General features: G+C 65.8%; 23 protein-coding genes. 12 read left to right on the forward strand and 11 right to left on the reverse strand.

The features are described 5' to 3' along the window. The 3 genes from ACZY0Q_RS09690 to ACZY0Q_RS09700 are packed head-to-tail and all read left to right on the forward strand — an operon-like array spanning position 1 to position 3,169. Complete coding sequence (locus tag ACZY0Q_RS09690) at positions 1-1,524, forward strand: tripartite tricarboxylate transporter permease (protein ID WP_463916134.1); 1,524 nt, start codon at positions 1-3, stop codon at positions 1,522-1,524. Continuing rightward, positions 1,521-2,531 carry a Bug family tripartite tricarboxylate transporter substrate binding protein gene (locus ACZY0Q_RS09695; protein WP_463916135.1) on the forward strand — a complete coding sequence of 337 codons (1,011 nt, stop codon included), beginning with the start codon at positions 1,521-1,523 and terminating at the stop codon, positions 2,529-2,531. The genes ACZY0Q_RS09690 and ACZY0Q_RS09695 overlap by 4 nt, the downstream gene beginning before the upstream one ends. 2 nt (positions 2,532-2,533) lie before the next feature. Further along, the gene (locus ACZY0Q_RS09700; RefSeq protein ID WP_463916136.1) at positions 2,534-3,169 is read left to right on the forward strand and encodes an RraA family protein; all 636 of its coding nucleotides are present in this window, start codon (positions 2,534-2,536) and stop codon (positions 3,167-3,169) included. Positions 3,170-3,627: 458 nt separating this feature from the next. Here ACZY0Q_RS09700 and ACZY0Q_RS09705 read toward each other — a convergent pair whose 3' ends face one another. Next, complete coding sequence (locus ACZY0Q_RS09705; RefSeq protein ID WP_463916137.1) at positions 3,628-4,380, reverse strand: lytic transglycosylase domain-containing protein; 753 nt, start codon at positions 4,378-4,380, stop codon at positions 3,628-3,630. A 178-nt stretch (positions 4,381-4,558) separates the two neighbouring features. On the opposite strand from ACZY0Q_RS09705, the gene ACZY0Q_RS09710 reads away from it, so the two are divergent. The 5 genes from ACZY0Q_RS09710 to ACZY0Q_RS09730 all read left to right on the forward strand — a co-directional run bounded on the left by ACZY0Q_RS09710 (position 4,559) and on the right by ACZY0Q_RS09730 (position 9,027). After that, positions 4,559-5,287, forward strand: coding sequence for a DUF4956 domain-containing protein (locus ACZY0Q_RS09710; RefSeq protein ID WP_463916138.1), 729 nt, complete (start codon positions 4,559-4,561; stop codon positions 5,285-5,287). Continuing rightward, positions 5,284-6,069, forward strand: coding sequence for a polyphosphate polymerase domain-containing protein (locus ACZY0Q_RS09715; protein WP_463916139.1), 786 nt, complete (start codon positions 5,284-5,286; stop codon positions 6,067-6,069). Before ACZY0Q_RS09710 ends, ACZY0Q_RS09715 begins: the two co-directional genes overlap by 4 nt. Before the next feature lie 32 nt (positions 6,070-6,101). Continuing rightward, entirely contained in the window at positions 6,102-7,709 is a 1,608-nt protein-coding gene (locus ACZY0Q_RS09720; RefSeq protein ID WP_463916140.1) for a carbohydrate-binding domain-containing protein, read from the forward strand. 167 nt (positions 7,710-7,876) lie between these two features. Further along, positions 7,877-8,074: a hypothetical protein gene (locus ACZY0Q_RS09725; protein WP_463916141.1), complete on the forward strand. Its 198-nt coding sequence runs from the start codon at positions 7,877-7,879 to the stop codon at positions 8,072-8,074. A 107-nt stretch (positions 8,075-8,181) separates the two neighbouring features. Further along, complete coding sequence (locus ACZY0Q_RS09730) at positions 8,182-9,027, forward strand: alpha/beta fold hydrolase (protein ID WP_463916142.1); 846 nt, start codon at positions 8,182-8,184, stop codon at positions 9,025-9,027. A 77-nt stretch (positions 9,028-9,104) separates the two neighbouring features. Here ACZY0Q_RS09730 and ACZY0Q_RS09735 read toward each other — a convergent pair whose 3' ends face one another. The 6 genes from ACZY0Q_RS09735 to ACZY0Q_RS09760 all read right to left on the reverse strand — a co-directional run bounded on the left by ACZY0Q_RS09735 (position 9,105) and on the right by ACZY0Q_RS09760 (position 14,164). Next, a complete protein-coding gene (locus tag ACZY0Q_RS09735) occupies positions 9,105-10,292 on the reverse strand; it encodes a fatty acid desaturase family protein (protein WP_463916143.1) in 1,188 nt (395 codons plus the stop codon). A 13-nt stretch (positions 10,293-10,305) separates the two neighbouring features. Beyond that, on the reverse strand, positions 10,306-11,403 hold the full coding sequence (locus ACZY0Q_RS09740; RefSeq protein WP_463916144.1) for a ferredoxin reductase: 1,098 nt from the start codon (positions 11,401-11,403) through the stop codon (positions 10,306-10,308). A 207-nt stretch (positions 11,404-11,610) separates the two neighbouring features. Beyond that, the gene (locus ACZY0Q_RS09745; protein ID WP_463916145.1) at positions 11,611-11,814 is read right to left on the reverse strand and encodes a hypothetical protein; all 204 of its coding nucleotides are present in this window, start codon (positions 11,812-11,814) and stop codon (positions 11,611-11,613) included. A 102-nt stretch (positions 11,815-11,916) separates the two neighbouring features. Beyond that, positions 11,917-12,951: an LLM class flavin-dependent oxidoreductase gene (locus ACZY0Q_RS09750; protein WP_463916146.1), complete on the reverse strand. Its 1,035-nt coding sequence runs from the start codon at positions 12,949-12,951 to the stop codon at positions 11,917-11,919. A gap of 74 nt (positions 12,952-13,025) precedes the next feature. Next, entirely contained in the window at positions 13,026-13,424 is a 399-nt protein-coding gene (locus ACZY0Q_RS09755) for a hypothetical protein (protein WP_463916148.1), read from the reverse strand. Between the two features lie 53 nt (positions 13,425-13,477). Continuing rightward, positions 13,478-14,164 (reverse strand): DUF2848 domain-containing protein, encoded by a 687-nt coding sequence (locus tag ACZY0Q_RS09760; RefSeq protein ID WP_463916149.1) that lies wholly within the window; start codon positions 14,162-14,164, stop codon positions 13,478-13,480. Positions 14,165-14,312: 148 nt separating this feature from the next. On the opposite strand from ACZY0Q_RS09760, the gene ACZY0Q_RS09765 reads away from it, so the two are divergent. Then, a complete protein-coding gene (locus ACZY0Q_RS09765; RefSeq protein ID WP_463916150.1) occupies positions 14,313-15,704 on the forward strand; it encodes an MFS transporter in 1,392 nt (463 codons plus the stop codon). Positions 15,705-15,718: 14 nt separating this feature from the next. Here the strand turns inward: ACZY0Q_RS09765 and ACZY0Q_RS09770 are convergent, their stop codons facing one another. Further along, a complete protein-coding gene (locus tag ACZY0Q_RS09770) occupies positions 15,719-16,375 on the reverse strand; it encodes a GntR family transcriptional regulator (RefSeq protein WP_463916151.1) in 657 nt (218 codons plus the stop codon). A gap of 32 nt (positions 16,376-16,407) precedes the next feature. On the opposite strand from ACZY0Q_RS09770, the gene ACZY0Q_RS09775 reads away from it, so the two are divergent. Continuing rightward, on the forward strand, positions 16,408-17,202 hold the full coding sequence (locus tag ACZY0Q_RS09775; protein ID WP_463916152.1) for a carbon-nitrogen hydrolase family protein: 795 nt from the start codon (positions 16,408-16,410) through the stop codon (positions 17,200-17,202). A 52-nt stretch (positions 17,203-17,254) separates the two neighbouring features. On the opposite strand, the gene ACZY0Q_RS09780 is transcribed toward ACZY0Q_RS09775, so the two are convergent. Beyond that, the gene (locus ACZY0Q_RS09780; protein WP_463916154.1) at positions 17,255-18,019 is read right to left on the reverse strand and encodes an alpha/beta fold hydrolase; all 765 of its coding nucleotides are present in this window, start codon (positions 18,017-18,019) and stop codon (positions 17,255-17,257) included. A 380-nt stretch (positions 18,020-18,399) separates the two neighbouring features. Between ACZY0Q_RS09780 and ACZY0Q_RS09785 the strand changes: the two genes are divergently transcribed. Then, positions 18,400-19,707, forward strand: a complete 1,308-nt coding sequence (locus ACZY0Q_RS09785; RefSeq protein ID WP_463916155.1) for an ammonium transporter — start codon at positions 18,400-18,402, stop codon at positions 19,705-19,707. A 59-nt stretch (positions 19,708-19,766) separates the two neighbouring features. Here ACZY0Q_RS09785 and ACZY0Q_RS09790 read toward each other — a convergent pair whose 3' ends face one another. Continuing rightward, on the reverse strand, positions 19,767-20,408 hold the full coding sequence (locus ACZY0Q_RS09790) for a PadR family transcriptional regulator (RefSeq protein ID WP_463916156.1): 642 nt from the start codon (positions 20,406-20,408) through the stop codon (positions 19,767-19,769). A 228-nt stretch (positions 20,409-20,636) separates the two neighbouring features. On the opposite strand from ACZY0Q_RS09790, the gene ACZY0Q_RS09795 reads away from it, so the two are divergent. Continuing rightward, on the forward strand, positions 20,637-23,045 hold the full coding sequence (locus ACZY0Q_RS09795; protein WP_463916158.1) for a transglycosylase domain-containing protein: 2,409 nt from the start codon (positions 20,637-20,639) through the stop codon (positions 23,043-23,045). A 56-nt stretch (positions 23,046-23,101) separates the two neighbouring features. On the opposite strand, the gene ACZY0Q_RS09800 is transcribed toward ACZY0Q_RS09795, so the two are convergent. Further along, positions 23,102-23,695 (reverse strand): DnaJ family domain-containing protein, encoded by a 594-nt coding sequence (locus ACZY0Q_RS09800; protein ID WP_463916159.1) that lies wholly within the window; start codon positions 23,693-23,695, stop codon positions 23,102-23,104. Positions 23,696-23,749 lie beyond the last annotated feature (54 nt).

Genomic DNA, 23,749 nt, shown 5'->3' on the forward strand with positions numbered 1-23,749 from the left:
GTGGGATTCGATCAGCTCCTGGGTGGCCTGGCCACCGTTTTCACCCCTGAACACCTCCTGTTCGCGCTGCTGGGCTGTGTCCTGGGCATGCTCGTGGGAGTCCTTCCGGGCTTCGGGCCGGCTGCCGCCGTCTCTCTCCTCATCCCGGTCACCTTCGGCCTTGATGCCACCTCCGCCATCATCATGCTGGCTGCCATCCTGTACGGTGCGGCCTACGGCGGAACCACGACGGCGGTCCTGCTCAGGATTCCCGGCGAAGCTTCCTCCATCGCCACCACCCTGGACGGTTACCAGATGGCCAAGCAAGGCCGCGGCGGTCCGGCCCTGGTGATCGCGGCGCTCGCCTCCTTCGTGGGCGGCCTGGTCGGCGTCATCGGCTTTGTGGTGGTGGCACCGTTCAGCCGGCTTGCCCTGGAGTTCGGTGCCCCCGAACTGTTCCTGGTGTCGCTCCTGGGCTTCGCGCTGATCACCAGCTTCGCCGGTTCCAACCCCGCCAAGGCGCTGCTCAGTGCCGCGGCCGGACTGGGCATCGCCACCGTCGGTGTGGATTCGGGCGTCGGCATTGCCCGCTTCACCTTTGACATGCCGGAACTGTTCGACGGCCTGGGCCTGGTGGCGATCGTCATGGGCGTCTTTGGCCTCAGCGAAGTCCTGGGCCAGGCCCAAAAAGGACCGCTGGGTGTCCCGAGCCCGCTCAAGGTTGCCAGGCTCCTGCCCACCCGCACGGACCTGCGCCGCTCGGCCTTCCCGTCCCTGCGCGGCTCCGTGATCGGCTTCTTCATGGGCCTCCTGCCGGGCTCCCCCGGCGCGGCAACGTCACTGGCGTCCTACGCCGCGGAAAAGCGGATCTCCAAGCGCACGAAGGAATTCGGCAAGGGCGCTGTGGAAGGCATCGCCGGACCGGAAGCGGCCAACAACGCGCTGGCCGTCTCGTCCATGATTCCGCTGTTCACCCTGGGCATCCCCACCTCCGCCACAGTGGCCATCATGGCCGGCGCGTTCACCATGAACGGCCTGATCCCCGGGCCGCTGCTGTTCCGCGACAACCCCGACGTCGCCTGGGCCATCATCGCCAGCCTCATCGTGGGCAACTTCATCCTGCTGGTACTCAACGTCCCGCTGGCCCGGGTCTGGATCGCGGTCCTGAAGGTCCCGTTCCACTACCTCATGGCCGCCATCCTGGCCTTTATGTTCCTGGGCACCTACTCCATCAACGGCAGCGCCTTCGACATCCTGATCATGCTGGGCGCCGGGCTCCTCGGCTACATCTTCCAACTGGTCAAAGTGCCGCTCACCCCGCTGGTCCTGGGACTCATCCTCGGCCCGCTGCTGGAAGAGAACTTTCAGCGCTCCCTGGCGCTTTCCCGCGGCGACTACAACGTGTTCCTGCAGGGCCCCATCAGCCTCACACTGATCGGCGTCATTGTCCTGGCCATCCTGTTCGGCGCAGTCCGCCCCCTCATTGCTTCCATGCTGAAGAAAAAGACCATCACCCCCATCGCACCAAAGGAGCTTGCGAAATGAAAAAACTCACCGCACTGACCGCCACCGCACTTGCCGCATCAGTTGCCCTGGCCCTCACAGGCTGCGGCGGCCAGGCAGGCAGCAGCACCACTTCCGCGGCCGCGGACTTCCCCAAGGCGGGCGCCACCATCGAGTGGATCGTCCCCTCCGCCGCCGGCGCCGGCAACGACATCCTGGCCCGCATCGTGGCACCGGCCATGCAGGAGGACCTCGGCGCCAACATCAAGGTGGTCAACAAGGAGGGCGGCAGCCAGGTTGTAGGCCTGAACTACGTGGCGCAGTCCAAGGCGGACGGCCTGACGTTCGGCTACACCAACATCCCGTCCATCCTGGGCCGCTACCTAGATCCCAGCAAAAAAGCGGCCTTTGACCGCAGCAGCTTCACGCCCATCGGCTCCTTCGCCACGAACTCCGTGGTGATCGGCGTCAACAAGGACAGCAAGTACAAGACCCTCAAGGAACTGTTCGACGCCGTCAAGGCTGAGCCCGGCAAGATCACCGTGGGCACCGACTCGCGTGCCGGTGACGACCACATCAACCTGCGCCTCCTGGAAAACCAGCTGGGCCTGGACTTCAACATCGTGCATTACAACAGCGGCGCAGACAAAGTAGCGGCCATCGTCTCCGGCGAGGTGGACTTCGCCCTCGGCGGCGTGTCCAGCTTCTTCGGCCAGTACAAGTCCGGGGACATCAAGCTCCTGACCGTGATCGAGGACAAGGCCAGCCCGTTCGTTCCGGATGTTCCCACCATGAAGAGCGCCGGCTATGACGTCAAGCCGATGGCCAGCAACTTCGCCCTCTCTGTCCCGTCCAAGACGCCGAAGGAAGTTGTGGCAAGGCTCGAGTCTTCCCTGAAGAAGGCTGCCGAGACAGCTGCCGTGCAGGAAAAGCTCAAGGGTGCCGCCACACAGCCCACCTGGGTCCCGGCCGCCGAGGTCAGCAAGATGTGGGAAGAGCGCGAAACCCTGATCAAGCCGGTCATCGATGAACTCCTGAAGCAGCAGTAACCATGGACACCACCAGAAAGGCCGGCGACACCGTGCAGGCAGAACTCTGTCCCCTCTCCACGGCTGAGTTGGTGCGCCGCCTGGCAGCCATCCCGGCGGCCAACATCGGCGACGCCCAGGAACGGATCGGCGTGGCGTCCGCCCTGTCGCCCAGCTGGCCCGGCGCCAAGCTCGCCGGACCCGCCTATACGGTGTGGACCCGCCCGGGTGACAACCTGTACATCCACAAGGCCCTCGACGACGCGCAGCCCGGCGACGTGATCGTGGTCAACGGCGGCGGGGACCAGTCCCGCGCCCTGATCGGCGACATGATCGGCCTCCGCGCCAAGAACATGGGCCTGGCCGGCTTCGTGATCGACGGCGCCGTCCGGGACGCCGACGCCCTGGCGGACTGCGGACTGCCGGTCTTCGCCCGCTCGGTCACCCCCGCCGGGCCCTACAAGTTCGGCCCGGGCCGGCTGCAGATCCCGGTGGCGATCGACGGCGTCGTGGTTTCCCCCGGGGACATCGTGGTGGCGGACGCCGACGGCGTCGTCGTGGTCCGGCGCGACGAAGCCGACCAGGTCCTGGCCGAGGCGGAAAAGATCGAGGCAAAGGAAGCGGCAAAGCGCATCTCGTTCGAAGGCGCAGCCGTCTGACCCGCTGACACAGTCCTCCGGTCCAATGGCCGGCTCAACCACGGTTGGGCCGGCCATTGCGCTGCCCGGGCTGCGCTGCCCAGGCCCACCCCTTTCACAGGCGAAGCACATCCTCGGCAAATCGAAGCGATAGCTTCGTTGCCTACAAATGAGGCATGACTCCTCTCCAGAACAAACCACGCAAGGGCAACCGCGTCCGGCGCGCCGTACTTCGGCCTGGTTCTTGTTCTGCTTGCGGCCAACTTTGGCCTCATCTCAGCCCTGGAGGCGCTCTCCGTCGCAGCCCTGCCGGCAAAGATCCTGGCGGAAATCGCGCTCCTGTCCATCAGTTACGTGGTGCAGCAGCGCTTCCTCTTTTCCCGGCGCACGGCCGGGAGCACCGCACGGGAGGCCGCGAATCAGAATCTGGACCTGAGCCGCGGCCACCACCCCGGGACATTACGCGGGTAGTCGAGGTCTTATCCGGCGGTGGTCGTCTTCTCGGCGTAAGCGGTGGCGTGGCGGCGCACCTGGTCCACATAGGAGCCGGACTGGTTGTAGGAGTAGATGGCCGCAGTCCATCCGTTTGAGGCGGTGAGGTCGCGGCCATGGGCGCATAAGTAGCCGGCCGCGCTGAGGGCGGCATCATCGATGTTGAAGGGATCCGCCTCGCCGTCACCGTTCCCGTCCCGTCCCGCCAGCTCCCAGGTGGAGGGAATGAACTGCATGGGTCCAACGGCGCGGTCCCAGCGGGCGTCGCCATCCAGGACGCCGGCGTCGGTATCAGCGATGGCGGCAAATCCGTTGCCGTCCAGGCTCGGGCCGACAAGTGGCCCGCTCGACTGCCCCGCTGCATTCAGGCTTCCGCCGCCGTACGCTCCGTGGTGGGATTCGACGAAGCCGACCGCCGCCACCGTATTCCAGCCGATCCCACACCCCGGAGCGGAATGATTGGCCGCGCTGGCCGCACCCACGTAGGCCCGAAGCGCGCGGGCGGGTATGCCGGTTTGCGCGGCAGCCTGGATGAGCCACTCGGCGTCCGCGTTCCGGGTGACATTCACGGCAGTGGTGAGGCCAGTGGAGGCCGCTTCGAGTTTCGCCTCAGCCCGTGGCGGAGGAGGAAGAGCCCCGCGGGAGTCCGCACCGGACTGCCCGAGCGCCCAGAATGCCACCGCGGTGATGACGCAGATCGCGAACACGCAGAAAACCGCAAGGCGTTTAAGTCGGAGCACGGGTTTGATCCTATCGATCGAAGTCCGCCAGGCAGAACGGCGGCTGCATAACGCCCGGGGAACAGCAGGCGAACGCCCTGCCGGCACTCATATTCGGGCCTTGGTTCCGGCACAGCACCTGCACAGTATCGCCGGGGATCGTAGAGAACAGCCCACCAACAGATTCCGGAGAATCCCGATGACTTCCCTCATTTTCATTGCCGCAGACCTCGCGGCCATCAGCATCCTCACCTTCGTCCTCTACCTCCGCCGCCACCGCCGCCGCGACCTGGTGGTCTCGTACCTGGGCATGAACGTGGGCGTCCTGGCCGTGGCCACCGCGCTGTCCGGCTCCGCAGCCGGAATCGGCCTGGGACTTGGCCTCTTCGGCGTCCTGTCCATCATCCGGCTCCGCTCCACCGAACTGGCCCAGCACGAGGTGGCCTACTACTTCTCGGCGCTGGCACTGGGCCTCATCGCCGGACTCGGCATCGAACCCGTCTGGCTGACTGCCTCGCTGATGAGCCTGATCCTGCTGGTGATGTTCGTTGGCGACCACCCCCGGGTACTGCCCGCCCACCGGCACCAGACGGTCATCCTGGACCGGGCACTGGCGGAGGATGGCGAACTGTACGCACGGCTCGAGGAAGTCCTGCAGGGCAAGGTCCACTCCGCCACCGTCCAGGAACTTGACCTGGTCAACGACAAAACCATCGTGGACGTCCGGTACGCCTACACTCCCCGCATCCTCCAGCCGGCCTCCCACGCCACCATCTCAGCCATCACGACGGCGGCACCCCGGCACGCTGACCCGGCACCTCAGATGACGCACTCCGCAGAGGAAACAGCGCCCGTTGTGCCTGCCGACTTCGCGGCCGCTCCCGACCGGGCCTCCGACCCCGTCCGTGCCTCGGCAGGTGCGGCATGAACGCCCCCGCAGGCGCCGGCGTCGGCAGCCTCAGCGGTTTGCCGGCGGTGGGGCTCGACGAACTGAACGCCGAAGCCGCGCTGCAGACCCGGTTGGACCGCAAGTACGTGGTCCCCGAGGACCTGGCGCAGGAGCTCCTGGCTACGTTTGAGGCCGAGGTCCGGGTCCTGGAAATGGACGGCTCCCGCCTCTTCGCGTACGACTCCGTGTACTTCGACACCGCGCAGCTGGACAGCTACATGCTCGCCGCCCACGGGCGCCGGCGCCGCTACAAGGTCCGCACCAGGACGTATGTGGACAGCGCCCTCAGCTTCCTGGAGGTCAAAACCGAAGGCGCCCGCGAAGCCACCGTCAAGGAACGCATCCCCTACGAGCTCACGGACCGCTCGCGGCTGACGGCCGAAGGCCTGGAATACGTCCACGAAACCCTCGCCGCCGCGGTGGGCGGAGCGCCCGCCGGAGCCCTCGGACCGGTCCTCGAAACCCGCTACCACCGCACCACCCTCTACCTGCCGGAATCCGGCAGCCGGGCCACCATCGACACCGACGTCACCTGGCAGCGCCCCGGCGGGCAGGCCTGGGTCCTGGACGGCGCCGCGATCCTCGAAACCAAGTCCGGCTCCGCGTCCGGCCCGCTGGACCGGCACCTCTGGGCCTACGGGATCCGGCCTTCCCGGATCTCCAAGTTCGCCACCGGCATGGCGGCGCTCTGCCCGGAACTGCCGGCCAACCGCTGGAACCGCACGCTCCGCCGCACCATGAACCTCCGCCCCGCCGCCTGACTCTCTCCCCCCTGACTTCGAAGGAACACACCATGAACCGCTTCCGCACCGCCCTGTCCGTCACCGCCCTCGCCCTCGCCGTCGGGCTGGCCGGCTGCTCCGCCGCCGGAACCGCCACGGGAACATCCAGCACCGGGACCACCTCCTCCGGCACTTCCAACTCGTCCACGACGTCCGGTGCTGCCCAGGCCGCTGTTTCCTTGGACACCCTCGCCGCGGACACCCACTACGACGCCGATGACCTCACCTGGGATGCGGCCGCCGAAGTAGCCGTGACCTTGGCGGACAGTGGCAGCAAAGTGGCCTCCGGCTCGTCGTCGGACGCTGTAAAGGTCGACGGCGACACCGTCACCATCAGCGCCGCCGGCACCTACCGCCTGAGCGGTTCCCTGTCCGACGGGCAGGTGGTGGTGGCCGCCGGCGAAGAGGACGTGGTCCGGATCATCCTGGACGGCGCGGACATCTCCAGCTCCACCGGCTCGCCGTTTATGGTCCAAAGCGCCAACGAGGCCATCGTGTTCCTGGAGGATGGCACGTCAAACTCCCTGAATGACGCGTCCACCTACACGGACACCGCCGAGGACGCCCCGAACGCGGCGCTCTACTCACAGGCGGATCTGACCCTCGCCGGCACCGGCACGCTGACCGTGGACGGCAACTTCGACGACGGCATCTCCTCCAAGGACGGCCTGGTGCTGGCCGCCGGAAACGTCACCGTGAACGCCACCGACGACGGCATCGTGGGCAAGGACTATGCGGTCCTGCTCGACGGCGCCTACCAGGTCACCGCCGGCGACGACGGCTTCAAGTCGGACAACGAGGAGGACGAAGGCCGCGGCTGGGTCCTCATCAACGGCGGCACCCTGAACGTCAGCGCGGCCGACGACGGCATCAAGGCCTTCAACACCCTCACCATCGCCGCCGGCGTCACCACCGTGGCCAAGTCCGAGGAAGGGCTGGAGGCCCAGCACATCGTAATGTCCGGCGGCACGGCCAGCGTCACCGCCAACGACGACGGCGTGAACGCCTCGGGCGGGGCCTCCACCTCCGCCTCCGCCCAGGGCGGGATGGGCGGCGGCATGGGGGGCGGTGAAACGGTAGGTGACTACACGGTGGAAATCACAGGCGGCTCGCTGACCATTAACTCGCAAGGCGACGGCCTGGACTCCAACGGCAACGCCACCATCTCCGGCGGCACCGTGGTGGTCAACGGCCCCACGAACTCCGGCAACGGGGCCCTGGACGTCAACGGCGAACTGACCGTCACCGGCGGCACCGTGGCAGCGGCTGGCAGCGTGGGCATGGTGGTCACCCCGGGCACCTCCTCGACGCAGTCCGGCGTGCAGGTCACGCTGGGATCCTCTGTTCCGGGCGGCACGGTGGTGCAGATCGCCGATGCCGCAGGCAACGTGGTGAGTGCCTTCGTGACCACCAAGGCCACCGCGTCCCTGGTGTTCTCCTCGGCCGCGATCACTGACGGCGAGGAATACACGGTCTACACCGGCGGCACGGCCACGGTCAGCGCCGGAGTAGGCGACGGCTCCCTGGACGGCGCCGATCAGGTGGGTACCGTGACTGCCGGCGAGTACACCGCAGCCCAGGGTCCGGGCGGCGGCGGAGGTTTCGGCGCCCGCCCCTGAAACGCTCTCTCACTTAACGCACGTTTTCCACCGACGCTCTCTCACTTTTCTCAAGAAAGTGAGAGCATTCCGGATTAAGCACCATTTAGTGCGAGAGCGTCCTGTCTGGAATTACGTTATCGGCGCATACTTGAACGCACCAGCAGCCACGGCCTTGGGAGGACACCATGAAGTTTCTCGGAGCATTGATTATTATCTGGCTGATCATCGGAGGAATCGCCGCCTGGCAGCGCGGCTACTTCGGCGGGGCACCCGGGTCCTGCGCCCAAGCAGGAACGGTGGCTGTAACCATCGTCGCCGGGCCCTTGAACTATATGGGCGTCAATCCGCAGATCGCGTGCGAACTGCCCCAACCCTCCCCGTAGCCACATCCTTGGTGCCGCGGCCGGCGGTCCCTAGAGTAGGGAAGGCCGGGCGCCCGCTCTTGCTTGCGCCCGAAACTGATTCCGTAAGCTTCGAAAGGACCCCCGAGATGGCATTCGTCACCGTTGGAACCGAGAACAGCACCGATACCGAGCTCTATTACGAAGACCACGGGAGCGGCCAGCCCGTTGTCCTGATCCACGGCTACCCGCTGGACGGATCTTCGTGGGAAAAGCAGACCACCGCGCTCCTGGCGGCCGGCTACCGCGTGATCACCTACGACCGCCGGGGCTTCGGCAAGTCCACCAAAACCACCAGCGGCTACGACTACGACACGTTCGCCGCCGACCTCAATACCCTCCTGAACAGGCTGGAAATCCACAACGCCGTACTGGTGGGCTTCTCCATGGGCACCGGCGAGGTTGCCCGCTACCTGAGCACGTATGGTTCGGCCCGGGTGGCCCGCGCAGTATTCCTCGGATCGCTGGAACCCTTCCTCCTGAAAACCGATGACAACCCGGACGGCGTTCCACAGGACGTCTTTGACGGGCTGACCGAAGCCGTCACCGCGGACCGGTACGCGTTCTTCACGGAATTCTTCAAGAACTTCTACAACTCGGACACGTTCCTGGGCACGCCGCGGCTCAGCCAGGAAGTGGTGGACGCCAGCTGGAGAATCGCAGCGGGATCCGGCGCCAACGCCTCAGTCGCCGCGCAGCCCACGTGGCTTACGGATTTCCGCGGGGACATCCCCCGGATCGATGTCCCCGCGCTGATTGTCCACGGCACAGCAGACAACATCCTGCCCATCGATTCCACCGGGCGCCTCTTCGCCAAGGCCTTGCCGTCGGCGGACTACGTGGAGATCGACGGCGCCCCGCACGGCCTGCTGTGGACGCACGCCGCGGAAGTCAACGAAGCCCTGCTCGCCTTCCTGAAAAAGCAGACCGGATAACAAAAAAGAGTGGAGGGGCCAGGCGTTTCGCCTGGCCCCTCCACTCTTTTGTTCTTTTGCTGTGCTTAAGTTTTAGCTCAGGCCTTCGCTGCCTTCGGGGGCAGCGCCAGCTTGAAGATTTTCCCCCAAGTCGATCCCACCTGCTTCAGCAAGGGGCCCGTGGTGTACTTCAGGCCGTAGCGCTGGCAGATTTCGCGGACCAGCGGTGCAACCTCGGCGTACCGGTTGGAAGGCAGGTCCGGGAAGAGGTGGTGCTCGATCTGGTGCGACAGGTTGCCTGTCATCAGGTGCATGAACTTGGAGCCCGAGATGTTGGCTGAGCCGATCATCTGGCGGACGTACCAGTCACCGCGGGTTTCGCCTTCCACCATTTCCTCGGTGAAGGTGTCCGTACCCTCCGGGAAGTGGCCACAGAAAATCACGGCGTGGGCCCAGACGTTGCGGATGGCGTTGGCAGCCAGCGTGCCGTAGAGGGCCTGCTTGCCGGAACCGGTGAGCATGGCAACGGCCGGAGTGGCGGCGTAGTCCTTGGTGAACTGGGTGACCACCTTGCGGCCCAGGGCCTTGAGGTCCTTGTTCAGCGCTTCCTTGGACTTCTTGCCTTCCTTGTAATCGGTCAGCTCGAGGTCGTAGATGGCAATGCCCCACTCGAAGATGGGTGCCAGGATGGCGTTGTACAGCGGGTTGCCCAGGTTCATGGGCTTCCACGGCTGGCTCTCGTCCATGCGCAGGAGGTTGTACCCGACGTCGTTGTCCTTGCCCACCACGTTGGTCCAGCGGTGGTGCAGGTCATTGTGGGTGTGCTGCCAGGAGCGCGACGGGGTGACGAAGTCCCACTCCCACGTGGTGGAGTGGATGTCGGGGTCCCGCATCCAGTCCCACTGGCCGTGCAGGACGTTGTGCCCGATCTCCATGTTTTCGAGGATCTTGGCGAGGCTCAGCAGCGTGGTGCCGGTGACCCAGGCTGCCTTGTTCTTGCTGACCAGCAGTGCCGCGCGGCCGGAAATCTCCAGCCCGCGCTGGATCTTGATCATGCGCCGGATGTAGGCGGCGTCGGTAGCTCCACGCTTCGAGAGGATGTCATCGCGGATCGCGTCGAGTTCGCGGCCCAGCTCAGCTACCTGTTCGTCGGTAAGGTGCGCTGCGGCAGGAGGGCGGACCGTAGGGCTGCCGGACTCGGCCAGCGCTCCGGGGCGCGTCTTTGCCGCTCCGGTGGGGGCGGTCTTGCTGTCGGAGACTTTTTTGCTTTCTGAAACTACTGACATGCGGTATTGCTCCTCAGAGTTCGAGGTTGACGGGTCCGGCGGCTGCCGAGACACACGTTTGGATCAGTTGGCCGGGTTCGCCGTGGACCTCGTTGGTGCGAAGGTCACGGACCTGTCCGGCCAGGAGCGGAGTCAGGCAACTGTGGCAGATTCCCATCCGGCAGCCGCTGGGCATCAGCACCCCGGCGTCCTCGCCGACGTCGAGCAGCGGCGTATCGCCGTCGGCGTCAATTTCCCGGTCCGACGCCTCAAAGGTGACCAGGCCGCCGTCGTGCCCTACACCCCCGGCGAAGGTGGTGTTGAACCGCTCAATCATCAGGTTGCCGGGATCGCCGGCAAGTGCAACATCGGAACCTGGGGCACCCGCGGTGAGGGACGCCTGCTTCCACAGGGCCTCGGCGTCGTCCAGGAAACTGTCCGGGCCGCACGCGTAGGCGGCCCGTTCCTTCCAGTCCGGGCAGATCTCATCGAGCTCGGCCGTGTTGGTCAGGTCCATCCGGCCCTGTTCGCCGGTGTACCAGTGGGCCAGCCGGAAGTTCGGGAACTGGTCAGCCAGTTCGGCGAGTTCCTCGCGGAAGAGGCTGTCGCCCGGGGTGCGGGCCGAATGCACCAGGACGACGTCGGCATCCGGGCGGCGGGGAACCAGGGTGCGGATCATGGACATCACCGGAGTGATGCCGCTGCCGGCGGTGACCATCAGGAGCGGCCTGGGGTGCTCGGGCAGGACGAAGTCGCCTTGCGGCGGTGCCAGGAACAGGACGTCACCGGGTTTGGTGGTCCGGACCAGGGTTCCGGAAACAGCCCCGACGTCGGTGACGGTGATGGCGGGGTCCTTGCCGGCGGGAGCACTCAGCGAATAGGAGCGCCAGTGGCGTACGCCGTCCAGCTCAACGCCGATACGCGCCCACTGGCCGGCCAGGTGTGAATGCCAGCCGCGGCCGGGACGGAAAAAGATAGTGGCCGACTGCGCCGTTTCCTGGACCACCCGGGTCACCACTCCACGCAGCTGGCGCGCGGAGAAGACAGGGTTGAAGAGCGCCAGAATATCTTCCGGTGCTAATGGCGAGGTCAGTACGGAAGCCGCCTGTGCCAGCTGACGTAACCGGATCATGCAGTAAAACCTAAAGCGGCGCGAGCCATATTTCTCTCTCCTGACCGTTCCGCAGTCACGCAGTAATCATGGGGCGCAGTGCCCCCAAAGCCCGCTATAAGCCTAACGGCTGTGGCTTCTGGATGGTTCCTTCAGCAATAATAGTAAGGAAGCTGATCAATTTCCACTGCGGATCACCGGAAGGGACGAGCCCGACGGGGGCGATTTTCAGCGGTCGTCGCGTTCCTCGAATTCCTCATCCAGGTCGTGGTGCCGGAATTCGGTCTCGGGGTTCGGCTCACCCTCGGCCACATACTCGTAGTCCAGTTGGCGCTGTACCTGGCTGTCCAGAACCTGCAGTTCCTTGTCCGGAACCGCCGAGAGATCGTCAGGGAAGTCGTCTTCGGGTGCGAGGTGTAGCTTCTCGGACATGGTGAGCCTCTCTAGGCCGTGAGGAATAACCGGGCCTCAATGGCCCGCACCTTCTCAGGATATTCCTTTCCGGGCGGATCACCCAGCGGAATCGGCGCCGGATTAGGAACGTGACGGGCTCCAGCCCACCGCGGGCGCAATGTACCGGGCGATGTTGCCCAGCATTTTGGCGTTGAATTCCACGCCCAACTGGTTGGGCACAGTCACCAGCAGCGTGTCCGCGGCCTGGACCGCGGCGTCGGCTGCCAGCTTTTCGGCCAGGACATCCGGGGCGCCGGCATAGGTCTTACCAAAGCGTGCCGTCAGGCCGTCGATGACACCCACCTGGTCCCGGCCGTCCCGCAGCGCGCTGCCGGCAAAATACCTGCTGTCCTCGTCATCGACGATCGGCAGGATGCTCCGGCTGACGGAGACCCGCGGCTGGTGGCTGTGTCCTGCCGCCGCCCAGGCGTCCCGGAAGAGCTGGATCTGCTCCGCCTGCAGCTGGTCGAAGGGGACACCGGTGTCCTCGGTGAGCAGGGTGGAGCTCATCAGGTTCATGCCCAGTCCGGCGGCCCACACGGCGGTATTGCGGCTTCCGGCGCCCCACCAGATCCGCTCCGGGAGACCCGGCGACTGCGGCTGGACCGGCAAAAGGCCGGTGGCACCGCCGGCGTAGCGCGGGTCCGCCTCGGCCACTCCGGCGCCACTGATGGCGTGCCGGAACCGGGCCGTGTGCTGGCGGGCCATGTCGGCGTCGGTCTCCCCGTCTGCCGGTTTGTGACCGAAAACGGCGGCTCCGTTCCGGGCGGGCTCGGGTGAACCACGGCTGATGCCCAGCTGTAGCCTGCCACCGCTGATCAGGTCCGTGGCCGCGGCTTCCTCGGCCATGTACAGCGGATTCTCGTAGCGCATGTCAATCACGCCGGTGCCGATCTCTATCCGGCTGGTCCGGGCGGCGATGGCTGCCAGCAACGGAAAGGGTGACGCCTGCTGACGGGCGAAGTGGTGCACGCGGAAAAACGCGCCGTCGATTCCGAGCTCCTCGGCCGCCACCGCCAGCTCAATGCCCTGGCGCAGGGCCTCGCCGGCGGTTCTGGTGCGGGAGCCCTGGCCGGGGCCCCAGTGGCCGAAAGAAAGGAATCCGATGCGTTGCATGTATGGCCCAACCTCCCCGCGGCCGGCCGCATTCCCGGCCGACTTGGAGTCTTACGGTGTTCAGCCGCGGAACGTCAGAACATCGGCAGCAGGAAGCCCGCGACTAGCGCTACGGCGCCGATCCCGGTGAGCACACGGCCAAGCGCGACGGCGGTCTTTCCCGCCGCTTCGGGCGCAGCGGTCTGCCACTGTGTGGGGCGCTTGGGGTGGTAGTAGATCGGCAGGGTGTCGCCTACGGCCAGGTCTTTGATGTCGTGGGGTGACATCGGGGCGTGGTGGACCTGGTACTTGCGGTCGAACCAGCGGAAGCCCGTGCCGGTAGCGTCGGCGTAGACCACTGCTTCCGCAACGTTCCAAGGGTGCACAAACCGCCGGAGGATGCCCGAGTAGAACAGCAGGGCAAGCCCCGGCGGAAGGCACAGCCAGGTCATCATTTCCAGGATGGGACCTGCCATTTCAAGCGCAGTGGGCATAGCAATGATGCTACCGGGAGTTGCGGCCCCCGGAGTGTCCCTGCCCGGCGGAATCAGCCGATGGGCTCGGCCATCTGCTCCACCACGTACTGGGCATCCACGCTGGTTCCGGTCACGGGGTCTGCCATCTCCACTTTCCAGCTGCGGGCGAACTGGTTAACACCGCTGGTCATGGCCACCGTGCCGGAAATGAGGACCGTCCCCGGCTCATTCAGGCCGCGCTCGGTCAGCACGTCCAGCCAGTAGTCCGGGGTCAGCAGGGCTTCCAGCGAGCTGTCCTGGATCAGCGTGTCCGGGGTTTCGCCTTCCCCCACCCAGCCTTTCAACGTGATCTGGTCCAGGTGGTCGCGCACGTCGTCCAACCGCCAGGCCTTCCGGCCCAGGACGTCCGGGCTGGCATTCTTGCTCCAGGCCACCCCGTGGACCTCAAGCTCGCGGTCAGTGTGGTCGCACGCGACGGTCAGCAGCACGCCGTCGTCCGTGATTACCAGGGCCCATTCGGCTTCCCCGGAGGTGCGGGCATGCTGCACGCGGACTTCGGAAACCTGCTGCGCCAGGTACGGCGAGACCGGGTAGAGCGCCGGCGTGGTGGTGGGGCCCGGAACGCCCAGTTCAGCCAGTTCAGCAATGTGGGCCTGCACTTCCTCCTGCTCCCGCCCCGCATAACCGGCGTTCAGGAGGTGCTTGACCTGGACTGTCCGGGTGCTGCCGTCGGGAAGTTCGAAGCTAAGAGTCGTCATGTTCTGTCCATCCTTTACGTGTCCTGCTGGAGAAATTTACAAACTGGAAACCAGAAACGGTGGCCAATGTACATCTAGTATGCGTAATGTATACATTTAACGCCAGCGTGACAGGCGTCACCCGTAAACATCTTGGAGGACAACACCCATGGCTAACGTCCCAGTTCCGGCTTCCGGCGCAGCGCCGCGTCCGGACAAGCCGATTCGCCCCAAGGGCCTGTACAAGGCCTTCGCCGCCAGCCTCACCGGCACCGCCCTTGAGTGGTACGACTTCGCCGTCTACTCGGCCGCCGCCGCCGTCGTATTTCCCCTCGTCTTCTTCCCGTCATCCGATCCCCTGACCGGCACCATCCTGGCCTTCTCCACATATGCGGTGGGCTATGTGTCCCGGCCTGTTGGCGGCATCATCTTCGGCCGTCTGGGTGACCGGATCGGCCGCAAGAAAGTGCTGGTGACCACCCTGATGATCATCGGTGTGGCCACCGTCCTGATCGGCGTGCTGCCAGGGTACGCAACCATCGGCATCGCTGCCCCGATCATCCTGGTGCTGCTCCGCTTCGCGCAGGGTGTGGGTGTCGGCGGCGAATGGGGCGGCGCCGTCCTGCTCTCCAGTGAATACGGCGATCCGCACCGCCGCGGGTTCTGGGCTTCTGCAGCCCAGGTGGGCCCGCCCGCCGGCAACCTGATGGCCAACGGCGCCCTTGCCGTCCTGACCCTCGCACTGACCGAAGAACAGTTCATCGGTTTCGGCTGGCGCATCGCGTTCCTGGTCTCGGCCGTGCTGGTCGGTTTCGGCCTCTGGATCCGCCTGAAGCTCGAAGACACCCCCATCTTCAAGGCCATCGAGGCCCACGGCGAACAGCCCAGCGCCCCTGTCCGCGAGGTCTTCAGCAAGGAACTCCGGCCCCTCGTTGCGGCCACGCTGTGCCGGGTGGGCCCGGACGTGCTCTACGCCCTGTTCACCGTTTTCACGCTCACCTACGGCATTCAGTCCCTGGGCTACGACCGCAGCCAGGTGCTCACGGCAGTCCTGATCGGCTCCGCGTTCCAGCTCTTTATGATCCCGCTGGCCGGCGCCGTGTCCGACCGCTTCAACCGCCGTAAGGTCTACGGCACCGCAGCAGTGGTGGGCGCGGTGTGGACGTTCGTCTTCTTCGGCGTCCTGGGCGCCGACAACCAACCGATGCTCATCATCGGCATTGTGCTCGGCCTTATGGCGCACTCGTTTATGTACGGCCCGCAGGCCGCCTTCATCGTGGAACAGTTCTCACCCCGGCTCCGCTCCACCGGCAGCTCCCTGGCCTACACCTTCGCCGGCGTGATCGGCGGCGCCATCGCCCCGCTGATGTTCACATTGCTGCTGGCGCAGTTCGGCACCTGGATTCCGGTGGCGATTTACGTGGCAGTCGCTGCAGGCGTCACCGCAGTGGGTCTGGCCCTCGGCCGCGATTCCAACACTGTGGAGGACGAGGACTACCGACTGATGCTGGAAGGATCAGCACTGGAACGCCAGCTGTCGGCCACCGGCAAAGGCCACTGACGATTCCCACTCCGCTAGGCGCGGAGGAGGATATCCCGGGTGATCGCCAGGTGGTGGTCAATGGCCTCATGCGCCTTCGCGGCGTCGCCGGATACCAGGGCATCGAGGATGTCCTGGTGTTCGGCGCACACCTGTCCGCGCCGGTCGCCGGTGCGGAACAGGGCCGCGACGCCCACCAGGATCTGCCGGACATGGAGCTTGCTGTACGTTCGGGAGATGAGCTCATTGCCCGCAGCGTCGATCAGCAGCTGATGGAAGAGGGTATCCAGCCGGATGAACTCCTGCGCAGCCTCCGCATTCAGCTCCTCGGGAAGCTGGGCCTGCTGGTCCAGGGTGTCCTGCATCGTTTTGTCAGGAACACGGCGCTGTTCGATCACCAGGCGGGCGGCATGGCTTTCCAGCACACCGCGGAGTTCCATCAGCTCCGAAATTTCACGGCCCGTCACGGGCGGAACATAGGCCCCGCGCTGCGGAATCAGTTCCACCAGACCGTCGGAGACGAGCAGCAGGAGTGCTTCCCGGACCGGAGTTCGCGAGACGCCGATCTCGGCGGCCAGCTCCTGCTCGTTCAGGAACGTCCCCTGCACCTCCGGGTCAATCAGGATGTGTTCGCGCAGATACGCGTACGCCTTCTCGCGGCCGGAAGCTGCCGTTGCCGAACTTTTTCGCATACATTATGTATACAACAGACTGGAGTAATTTGATGCGTTTAGCAGTGGCCCAAATCATCACCGGAGCCGATCTGGCCGCCAACCTGGAGCTCATCCGAGACTACGCCACGCGGGCCAAAGCCGCCGGAGCCGAGCTTGTGGTGTTCCCCGAAGCCGCCATGCGCGCCTTCGGCAACAGCCTGAAGGACATTGCCGAGCCGCTGGACGGGCCATGGGCCTCCACTGTCCGAGGCATTGCCCGCGAGCTGGACATCACGGTGGTGGCGGGCATGTTTACCCCGGGCGACGGCGGCCGCGTGCGGAATACCCTGCTGGTCACCGGACCGGGCGTCGAGATCTCCTACGACAAGATCCACCTCTTTGACGCGTTTGGTTTCGCCGAGTCCGATACCGTGGACGCCGGCACAGCCCCGGTGACCTTCGAGGTGAACGGCACCACCTTCGGCCTGGCCACCTGCTACGACGTACGGTTCCCGGCACTGTTCACGGCCAACGCCAAAGCCGGCGCCCAGGTGAACATTGTCTGCGCCTCATGGGGTGCCGGCGAAGGTAAAACCGAACAGTGGGACCTCCTGGTCCGGGCCCGCGCATTGGACAGCACCACCTTCGTGGTGGCCAGCGGCCAGGGCGATCCGGCAAGCGTCGGCATTGCCTCCACGGACAAGGCTCCCACGGGCGTCGGCCACAGCGCCGTCATCTCTCCCCTGGGTTCTGCGCTGGTGGCCCTCGGCGGCGAACCGGAACTCGCCGTCGTCGACATTGACCCGGCGCTCGTTGCCGAGGTCCGCGGCAAGCTGCCCGTCCTGGCCAACGCCCGGACCTTCTGACCCGGCGGGCGGGGCATGCCCCGCGGATTCTCCACGCGAGAGGCTGGCTGCGTCAGGAAAGCACAAATCCCCTGAGCGCAGCCAGCCACGGCCCAAAACAGTCCAGGTGCGCATCATGCGAAGCCGCAGGGAGATCCACCCGCGTCACGTTCCTGCCCCGCCGGACAAACTCAGCCCTGGCCGCTTCATCAAAAAGGCCTTCCTCCCCATAAACCACCAGCGTTGGTGCTGACACCAGGTCCCACTCCGCCCACCGCGGCGCAGCCACCGCGCTGATGGCGGCAACCATAACGCCGGCGTCGAAGCGTGGCCGGAAGCCGCCGTCGCACTCCTCGAGATCCACCACCCAGGCCTGAGCCAGCGGCGCATCGCCAAGGAACGCGGCAGCAGCGGCCCGGCTAGGGAACGGCACGGGCCACGACCGGAAATAGTCCCCCATGGCCGCGTGGTCGTCGCTGCGCCCGCCGTCGGCATCAGCTTCCAGCAGCACCAGCCGAGCTACGAGCTCCGGCCGGGCGGCGGCCACCAGCATCGCTGTGTGGCCTCCCATCGACTGCCCCACCAGGACCACCGGCGGGCCTGCTTCCTCAATGACGCGGACGACGTCGGCCACGTAGGCTTCCCGCGAAACATCGGCCGGGTGCCGCGTACTGCCGCCGTGGCCACGCAGATCCGTCAGGACGGTCCGCCGCTCGGGGAGCGCCGCCGCCGTCGGGAAGAACTCGCGGGCGCTCCCGGCAAGGCCGTGAAGGATCACCACGGCGGGCCCACTGCCCGCGGTGTAGCAGCGGAGCTTCACGCCGGAAGTTCCGCGCACTGTAAATTCCCGGAACGGCTCAGGCACTCCCCCGCGCTACGTCAAAGCGGCTGCCCCACGGCGGTGAGCCGCCGTTCACGTTCAGGAAACGTTGCCGTTTTCAGCGTCCGACGCCGGCATCTCACCACGTCTGCGCGACATCGCCCGCCATTGCTGGGATCCCGCGCGCAGGGCTTCCATCCCGGCACCGTTCAGCAGGTCCCGTTTACACGCCGGAAACACTGCGGACATGCGATCTTCACGAAAGCCGCCTGTCCGTAACCTGTACGCAACTTAGCGAAGCGCATACGGAAACACACGGCGACAAATATTGATCGGGGGGATTGCGCGGGCCACATAGGAAAGTCCCCGTATTCAGGATCAATGGAAGGGACCCACCGGTGGAGATCAGTGCGCAACACGTCTGGATGATGATCGCGGCGGCAATGGTGCTGTTCATGACACCGGGACTCGGTCTCTTCTATGGCGGCATGACGCGCGCCAAGGCAGCGCTGAATATGATCATGATGAGCTTCATCTCCGCCGGCATCGTAGGTGTGGTGTGGGTCTTGTGGGGTTACTCGATGACCACCGGCGAGGGAATCCTGGGTATTTTTGGCAACCCTTTCGCCAACTTCGGGATGCAGAACCTCATGGGTTCCCCTGACCTCATCAAGGCCGGCTTCAGCGCCACCTTCGCCATCATTACCGTGGCCCTCATCAGCGGGGCCATCGCGGACCGCGCCAAGTTCAGCGCCTGGGCCGTGTTTGTGCCGGTGTGGGTCACGCTGGTCTATTGCCCCCTCGCCTACATGATCTGGGGCGGCGGGCTCATGAGCGCCGGCGGAGCCCTCACCGAGACCTTCGGCCAGGTCATCGACTTCGCCGGCGGTGCAGTGGTGGAAATCAGCTCGGGCACAGCAGCCCTGGTCCTGGCCCTGGTGGTTGGCCAGCGCCATGGCTTCGCAAAGGACCCCAGCCACCGCCCGCACAACGTCCCCTTCATCATGCTGGGTGCGGCCATTCTGTGGTTCGGCTGGTTCGGGTTCAACGGCGGCGCCGCCACCACCGCGGAGCAGGCCGGCCTGATCTGGATCAACACCCTGGTGACCCCGGCCGCGGCCATGCTCAGCTGGCTGCTGACCGAAAAGATCCGCCACGGCCACCCCACGTCCCTGGGCGCAGCCTCCGGTGTTGTCGCCGGCCTGGTGGCCATCACACCGTCCTGCGCCAACATCAGTCCAGTGGCCGCCATCGGCCTGGGCCTGGTGGCCGGGGCAGCCAGCTGTGTGTTTGTTGACCTGAAGTACCGGTTTGGTCTTGACGACTCCCTGGACGTGGTGGGAGTCCACCTCGGCGCCGGGCTGATCGGGACACTCGCCCTGGGCTTCGTCGCCCTCCCCGTGGACGGCCAGGGCGGCGGCCTCTTCTACGGCGGCGGCCTTCAGCAGCTGACGGCACAGGCTGTGGCAGTGGTGGTCACCGTAGTTCTCTCCGGTGGCGTGACCCTGGTGATCGGCAGGGCCATCAACAGGACCATCGGGTTCCGGGTGACCCACGAGGCCGAGATGGCCGGGGTGGATCTCTCCGAGCACGCCGAAACCGCCTACGCCTTCGGTGGCCTGGGGAGCCACTTCAACCCGCTGGGCCACCGGCCGCCGGCACCCGCTGCGGCACCCGCGCCCGCCAAGGAAGACACCTTCGCCTAAGGCTGCTAAACGCCTGCCGAAACATCCGGTTGAGCCCGTTCAGTCTGACCTGAACGGGCTCAGTCGGCCAGGATCTGGTAGAGCGCGCGGCGTGTTTCATCGAGCTTTTCCACCGCAGCATTGCGCTGTTCCTCCGTAGCTGCCGAGCGGAACTGATGAATGACTCCCATCAGCTTGCCCACGCTCTGGTGGAACGCGGGCCCGGATCCTTCCGCATCAATGTTCCACGCGTTCTCCAACTCCTCCGCATGCTCGGCCACGTAGGCCTTGCCGGCGTCGGTGAGGGTGAAGTCGGTCCGCCGGCCCTCGCTGAGGGGCTCGACGAGGTCCTCGTCCACCAATTGCTGGAGCGTGGGGTAGATCGACCCCGGACTGGGCCGCCAGGCGCCGGACGTTTTCTCCGCGATGGTCTTGATCAGGCCATAACCGTTGGACGGGGCCTCGGCCAGCAACGACAGGATGGCCCACCGGACATCACCCCTGCTTGCCCGCCGGGGACCTTGCCCGAATCCGGGACCAAACCCTCCGCCCGGCCCAAAACCGGGACCAAACCCTCCCCGCGGCCCGAAGCCCGGGCCGAATCCTCCCCCGCGGTGCCCGTGCGGCCCACGCCGCCCCCTGCCGCGCTCAAATCGTCCCCGTTCGGACTGTTCCCGCCCGAACGGCGGTTCCAAAAACTTGTCATTGTGAATGCCTTTCATGGTGGCATCGTCCCTTCTCTGTCTTCTGAAATGTTCTGCGTCCTTGAATTGGTTATCGGTCAATCACTCACCGACACTTAACGATATATCGGTATCTATCGCCTGACAAGACCCAAAACAGGACTGGGCTGCGGAAAATACCGGCTTGGCATCAGTTGATCCAGCATCTGGATGCAGCAGGTTCGGCGGCGTATCCTGTTCACACGTCACGAGCTTGAGGGCTGAACAATGGCGCAGCAAAAGAAGCGCAGGCACCGGCTGGCCTCCACCCTGGGCAGGGTCATCGGATTCTTTGCGGCGAGCGCCATGAGCGGCGTCCTGGCCGCAAGCCTGGTGGTCCCCGCCGTAGCGGCGGTTGGCTTCGGAGTCAGCAGCTCCATCAGTTTCTTCGATGAACTCCCCTCGGAACTGATCGTTGCGCCGCCGTCGCAGTCCACCAAAGTCCTCACTTCCGACGGCCAGCCGATCGCCACGTTCTACACCGAGAACCGGACCAAGATCCCCCTGGACCGGATATCCCCCTATGTCCGGGATGCCATCGTGGCCATCGAGGACAGCCGCTTTTATGAACACCCGGGCATTGACCCGCAAGGGATCGTTCGGGCTGCAATCTTCAACCTAACGAACGCCGGCAAGCAGGGCGCCTCCACCATCACCCAGCAGTACGTCACCAACGTGATCAACGAGTCCTTCGTGTCCCAGGACAAAACCGACGAAGTGATCCTCAGCGGCCAGAAGAGTATCGGGGACAAGCTCCGGGAGATGAAGCTGGCCATCGCGCTGGAGAAGAAGTTCAGCAAGGACCAGATCCTCGAGGGCTACCTGAACATCGTGTTCTTCAACCGCGAGGCGTACGGAATCGAGGCTGCGGCACGGTATTTCTTCAGCACCACGGCCGCGGACCTCACCCTGCCGCAGGCCGCCCTGCTGGCCGGGCTGGTCAACAGCCCCAGCTACTACAACCCCGCGGTCAATCCGGAGCAGGCCGCAACCCGCCGGAACCAGGTTCTTGCCGAGATGCTGGCCACGGGCAAGATCACCCAGGCGGACCATGACGCCGCCGCTGCCACACCCATCGAACTCAAGCTGAGTCCCGGGAAGCAGGGCTGCGCCCACGCCCAGATGGCGCCGTACTTCTGCGACTACATTTCACATCTGATCCTGAACAACCCGGCCTACGGCACCACCCTGATCGAGCGTGAGCGGAAGCTGTACCGGGGCGGACTCACCATCGTCACGACGCTGGACAGCCGGCTCCAGGCGGCGGCCCAGGCACAGGTGGACGGCACCGCCGGGGCGAACCCCGACCGCTGGGGCGCGTCCCTGGTGACAGTGCAGCCGGGTACCGGGAAAATACTGGCCATGGCGCAGAACACAGTGTTCCTGCCTGCCGAGGGCAGATTCGATACCCAACTGAACTTCAACGTGGACTCCCGCGATCCGCAGGGCAATGACCTCAACGGGGCAGGTGGCTTCCAGCCAGGCTCCACCATGAAACCCTTCACATTCGCGGAATGGCTGAACGAGGGCAAGTCACTGACAGGCGTGGTGGACGCCTCCCGCCGGGTGTATCCGCTGGGCTTCCCGTGGCGTTCCAGCTGCGGAAGGGTGTTGGGCGCCTACAGCACGGCCCAGAACAACCCTGAGCTGGGGGCCGCCGATGACCTGCAGAATGCCGACGAGGGCTATTACCGTCCCATGCCAGTGAATTACGGGCTGTACAACTCCATCAACACGGCCACGTTCGCCGAGGCCACCCAGCTCGACTTCTGCGGCATCCAGAAGATGGTGGACGCGGTGGGGCTGCACAGCGGACTTGATGGCGCCCAGATCAACATGCATCAGCTGGGCAATCTCCTGGGCGCCATCGGCGTCGCCCCGGTCCACCTGGCCAACGCTTTCGCCACCTTCGCCAATGACGGCCGGTACTGCGCCCCCATTGCCGTACTTGAGGTGACGGAGGTGTCGGGTGGGAAACTCCCGGGCCAGACCAGTGAGTGCCGCGATGCCGTCAAACCGGAGGTTGCCCGAGGCGTCAATGCCGTGCTCCAGGATGTCCTGAAGGTCGGCTCCGGCGTCTGGATCAACCCCAAGATCCACACGCTGATGCCTGTTGCCGCCAAGACCGGCACCTCGAACAACAACGGCTCCACCTGGGTGGTGGGCTACACCTCGGGGCTGGCCACAGCGTCCTTCTTCGGCGATGCATTGGAAGGCCAAAACCGCCCCGGCCAGAACGTCACCGTCAACGGCCAGTTCTACCCGCGCTTGGACGGCTACATGATTGCGGGACCGCAGTGGGTCAACTACATGCTCAAGGCCGCCCCGCTCTACCCGGCGAACCCGTTCCCGGCGCCGCCGGCTTCCATGGTGGCCCCGCCGAAACCGAGTCCCGTCCCGGCCGCGCCGAGGCCTGCGCCCGCACCGGCGCCCGCACCAGCCCCAGCTCCGGCTCCAGCCCCAGCTCCGGAGCCACCGCCAGCTCCTGCGCCTGCTCCGGCTCCGGCTCCAGCTCCAGAGCCACCGCCAGCTCCTGCGCCAGAGCCACCTCCTGCTCCTGAGCCCGCGCCCGTCCTGCCGCCGCCCGAAAATCCGGGCCTTCCGCCGGCGAACGGCTTCGCGGAGGGCAGGCCCTGACGAGATGCAGTCCCTGAGAGCCGACGACGGCGGGAGGCTCCGCCGTCGTCCGTCCCCTAAGTGGCGCCGCGCCAGAGCCGCTGCCACCAGGAACGCTTCGGTTCCGGTTCGGGCGGGGCGTCCCGTGAACGGGTGGCCCGGCGTTCGCGCCAGCGCGTCACCTCCGTTTCGACGTCGCGCGTTTTAGTGACGACGGGCGGACCGCCCTGGAGCTGCCGCCGGGCGTCGATCACCCGGGCGTTGAAGTCAGCGACGATGTCCCGGACCCGCGTTTCGGTGAACTGGGCATCAAGCCGCCCGTCCAGTTCGGCGTCTTCGGTGCGGAGCAGGATGGCTTTGGGTCCCAGCCCGCTGATGTTCTCGCGCTGGATCAGGCCCTTGACCCACCAGTCAGGATCGTAGGCCTCCCCCAGACCGGGGATGGGCTTGCCGGCGTACTTGAGGTTGTCGAACTTGCCCTGGGCCATGGCGTCCCGGATCAGGTACTCCGCACGCCGGGCATCGTCCACCTTCTTGCGCTTGTCACGCTCCTTGGCCTCGACTGCCTCAAGTTCAGCCTCCTCCTCGGCGCTGATACCGGCTCCGCGGTAGAAGCGCACTTCTGCAGCCCGTTCCAGCCGGCGTTTGAAAGCACTTTCGCCGCCGCCCATGATCAGTCACCGCCTCCGCGCCCGTCCCGATTCTTTCAGACTTCCAGTATTCAG

The sequence above is a fragment of the Pseudarthrobacter lactosi genome (assembly GCF_055412785.1).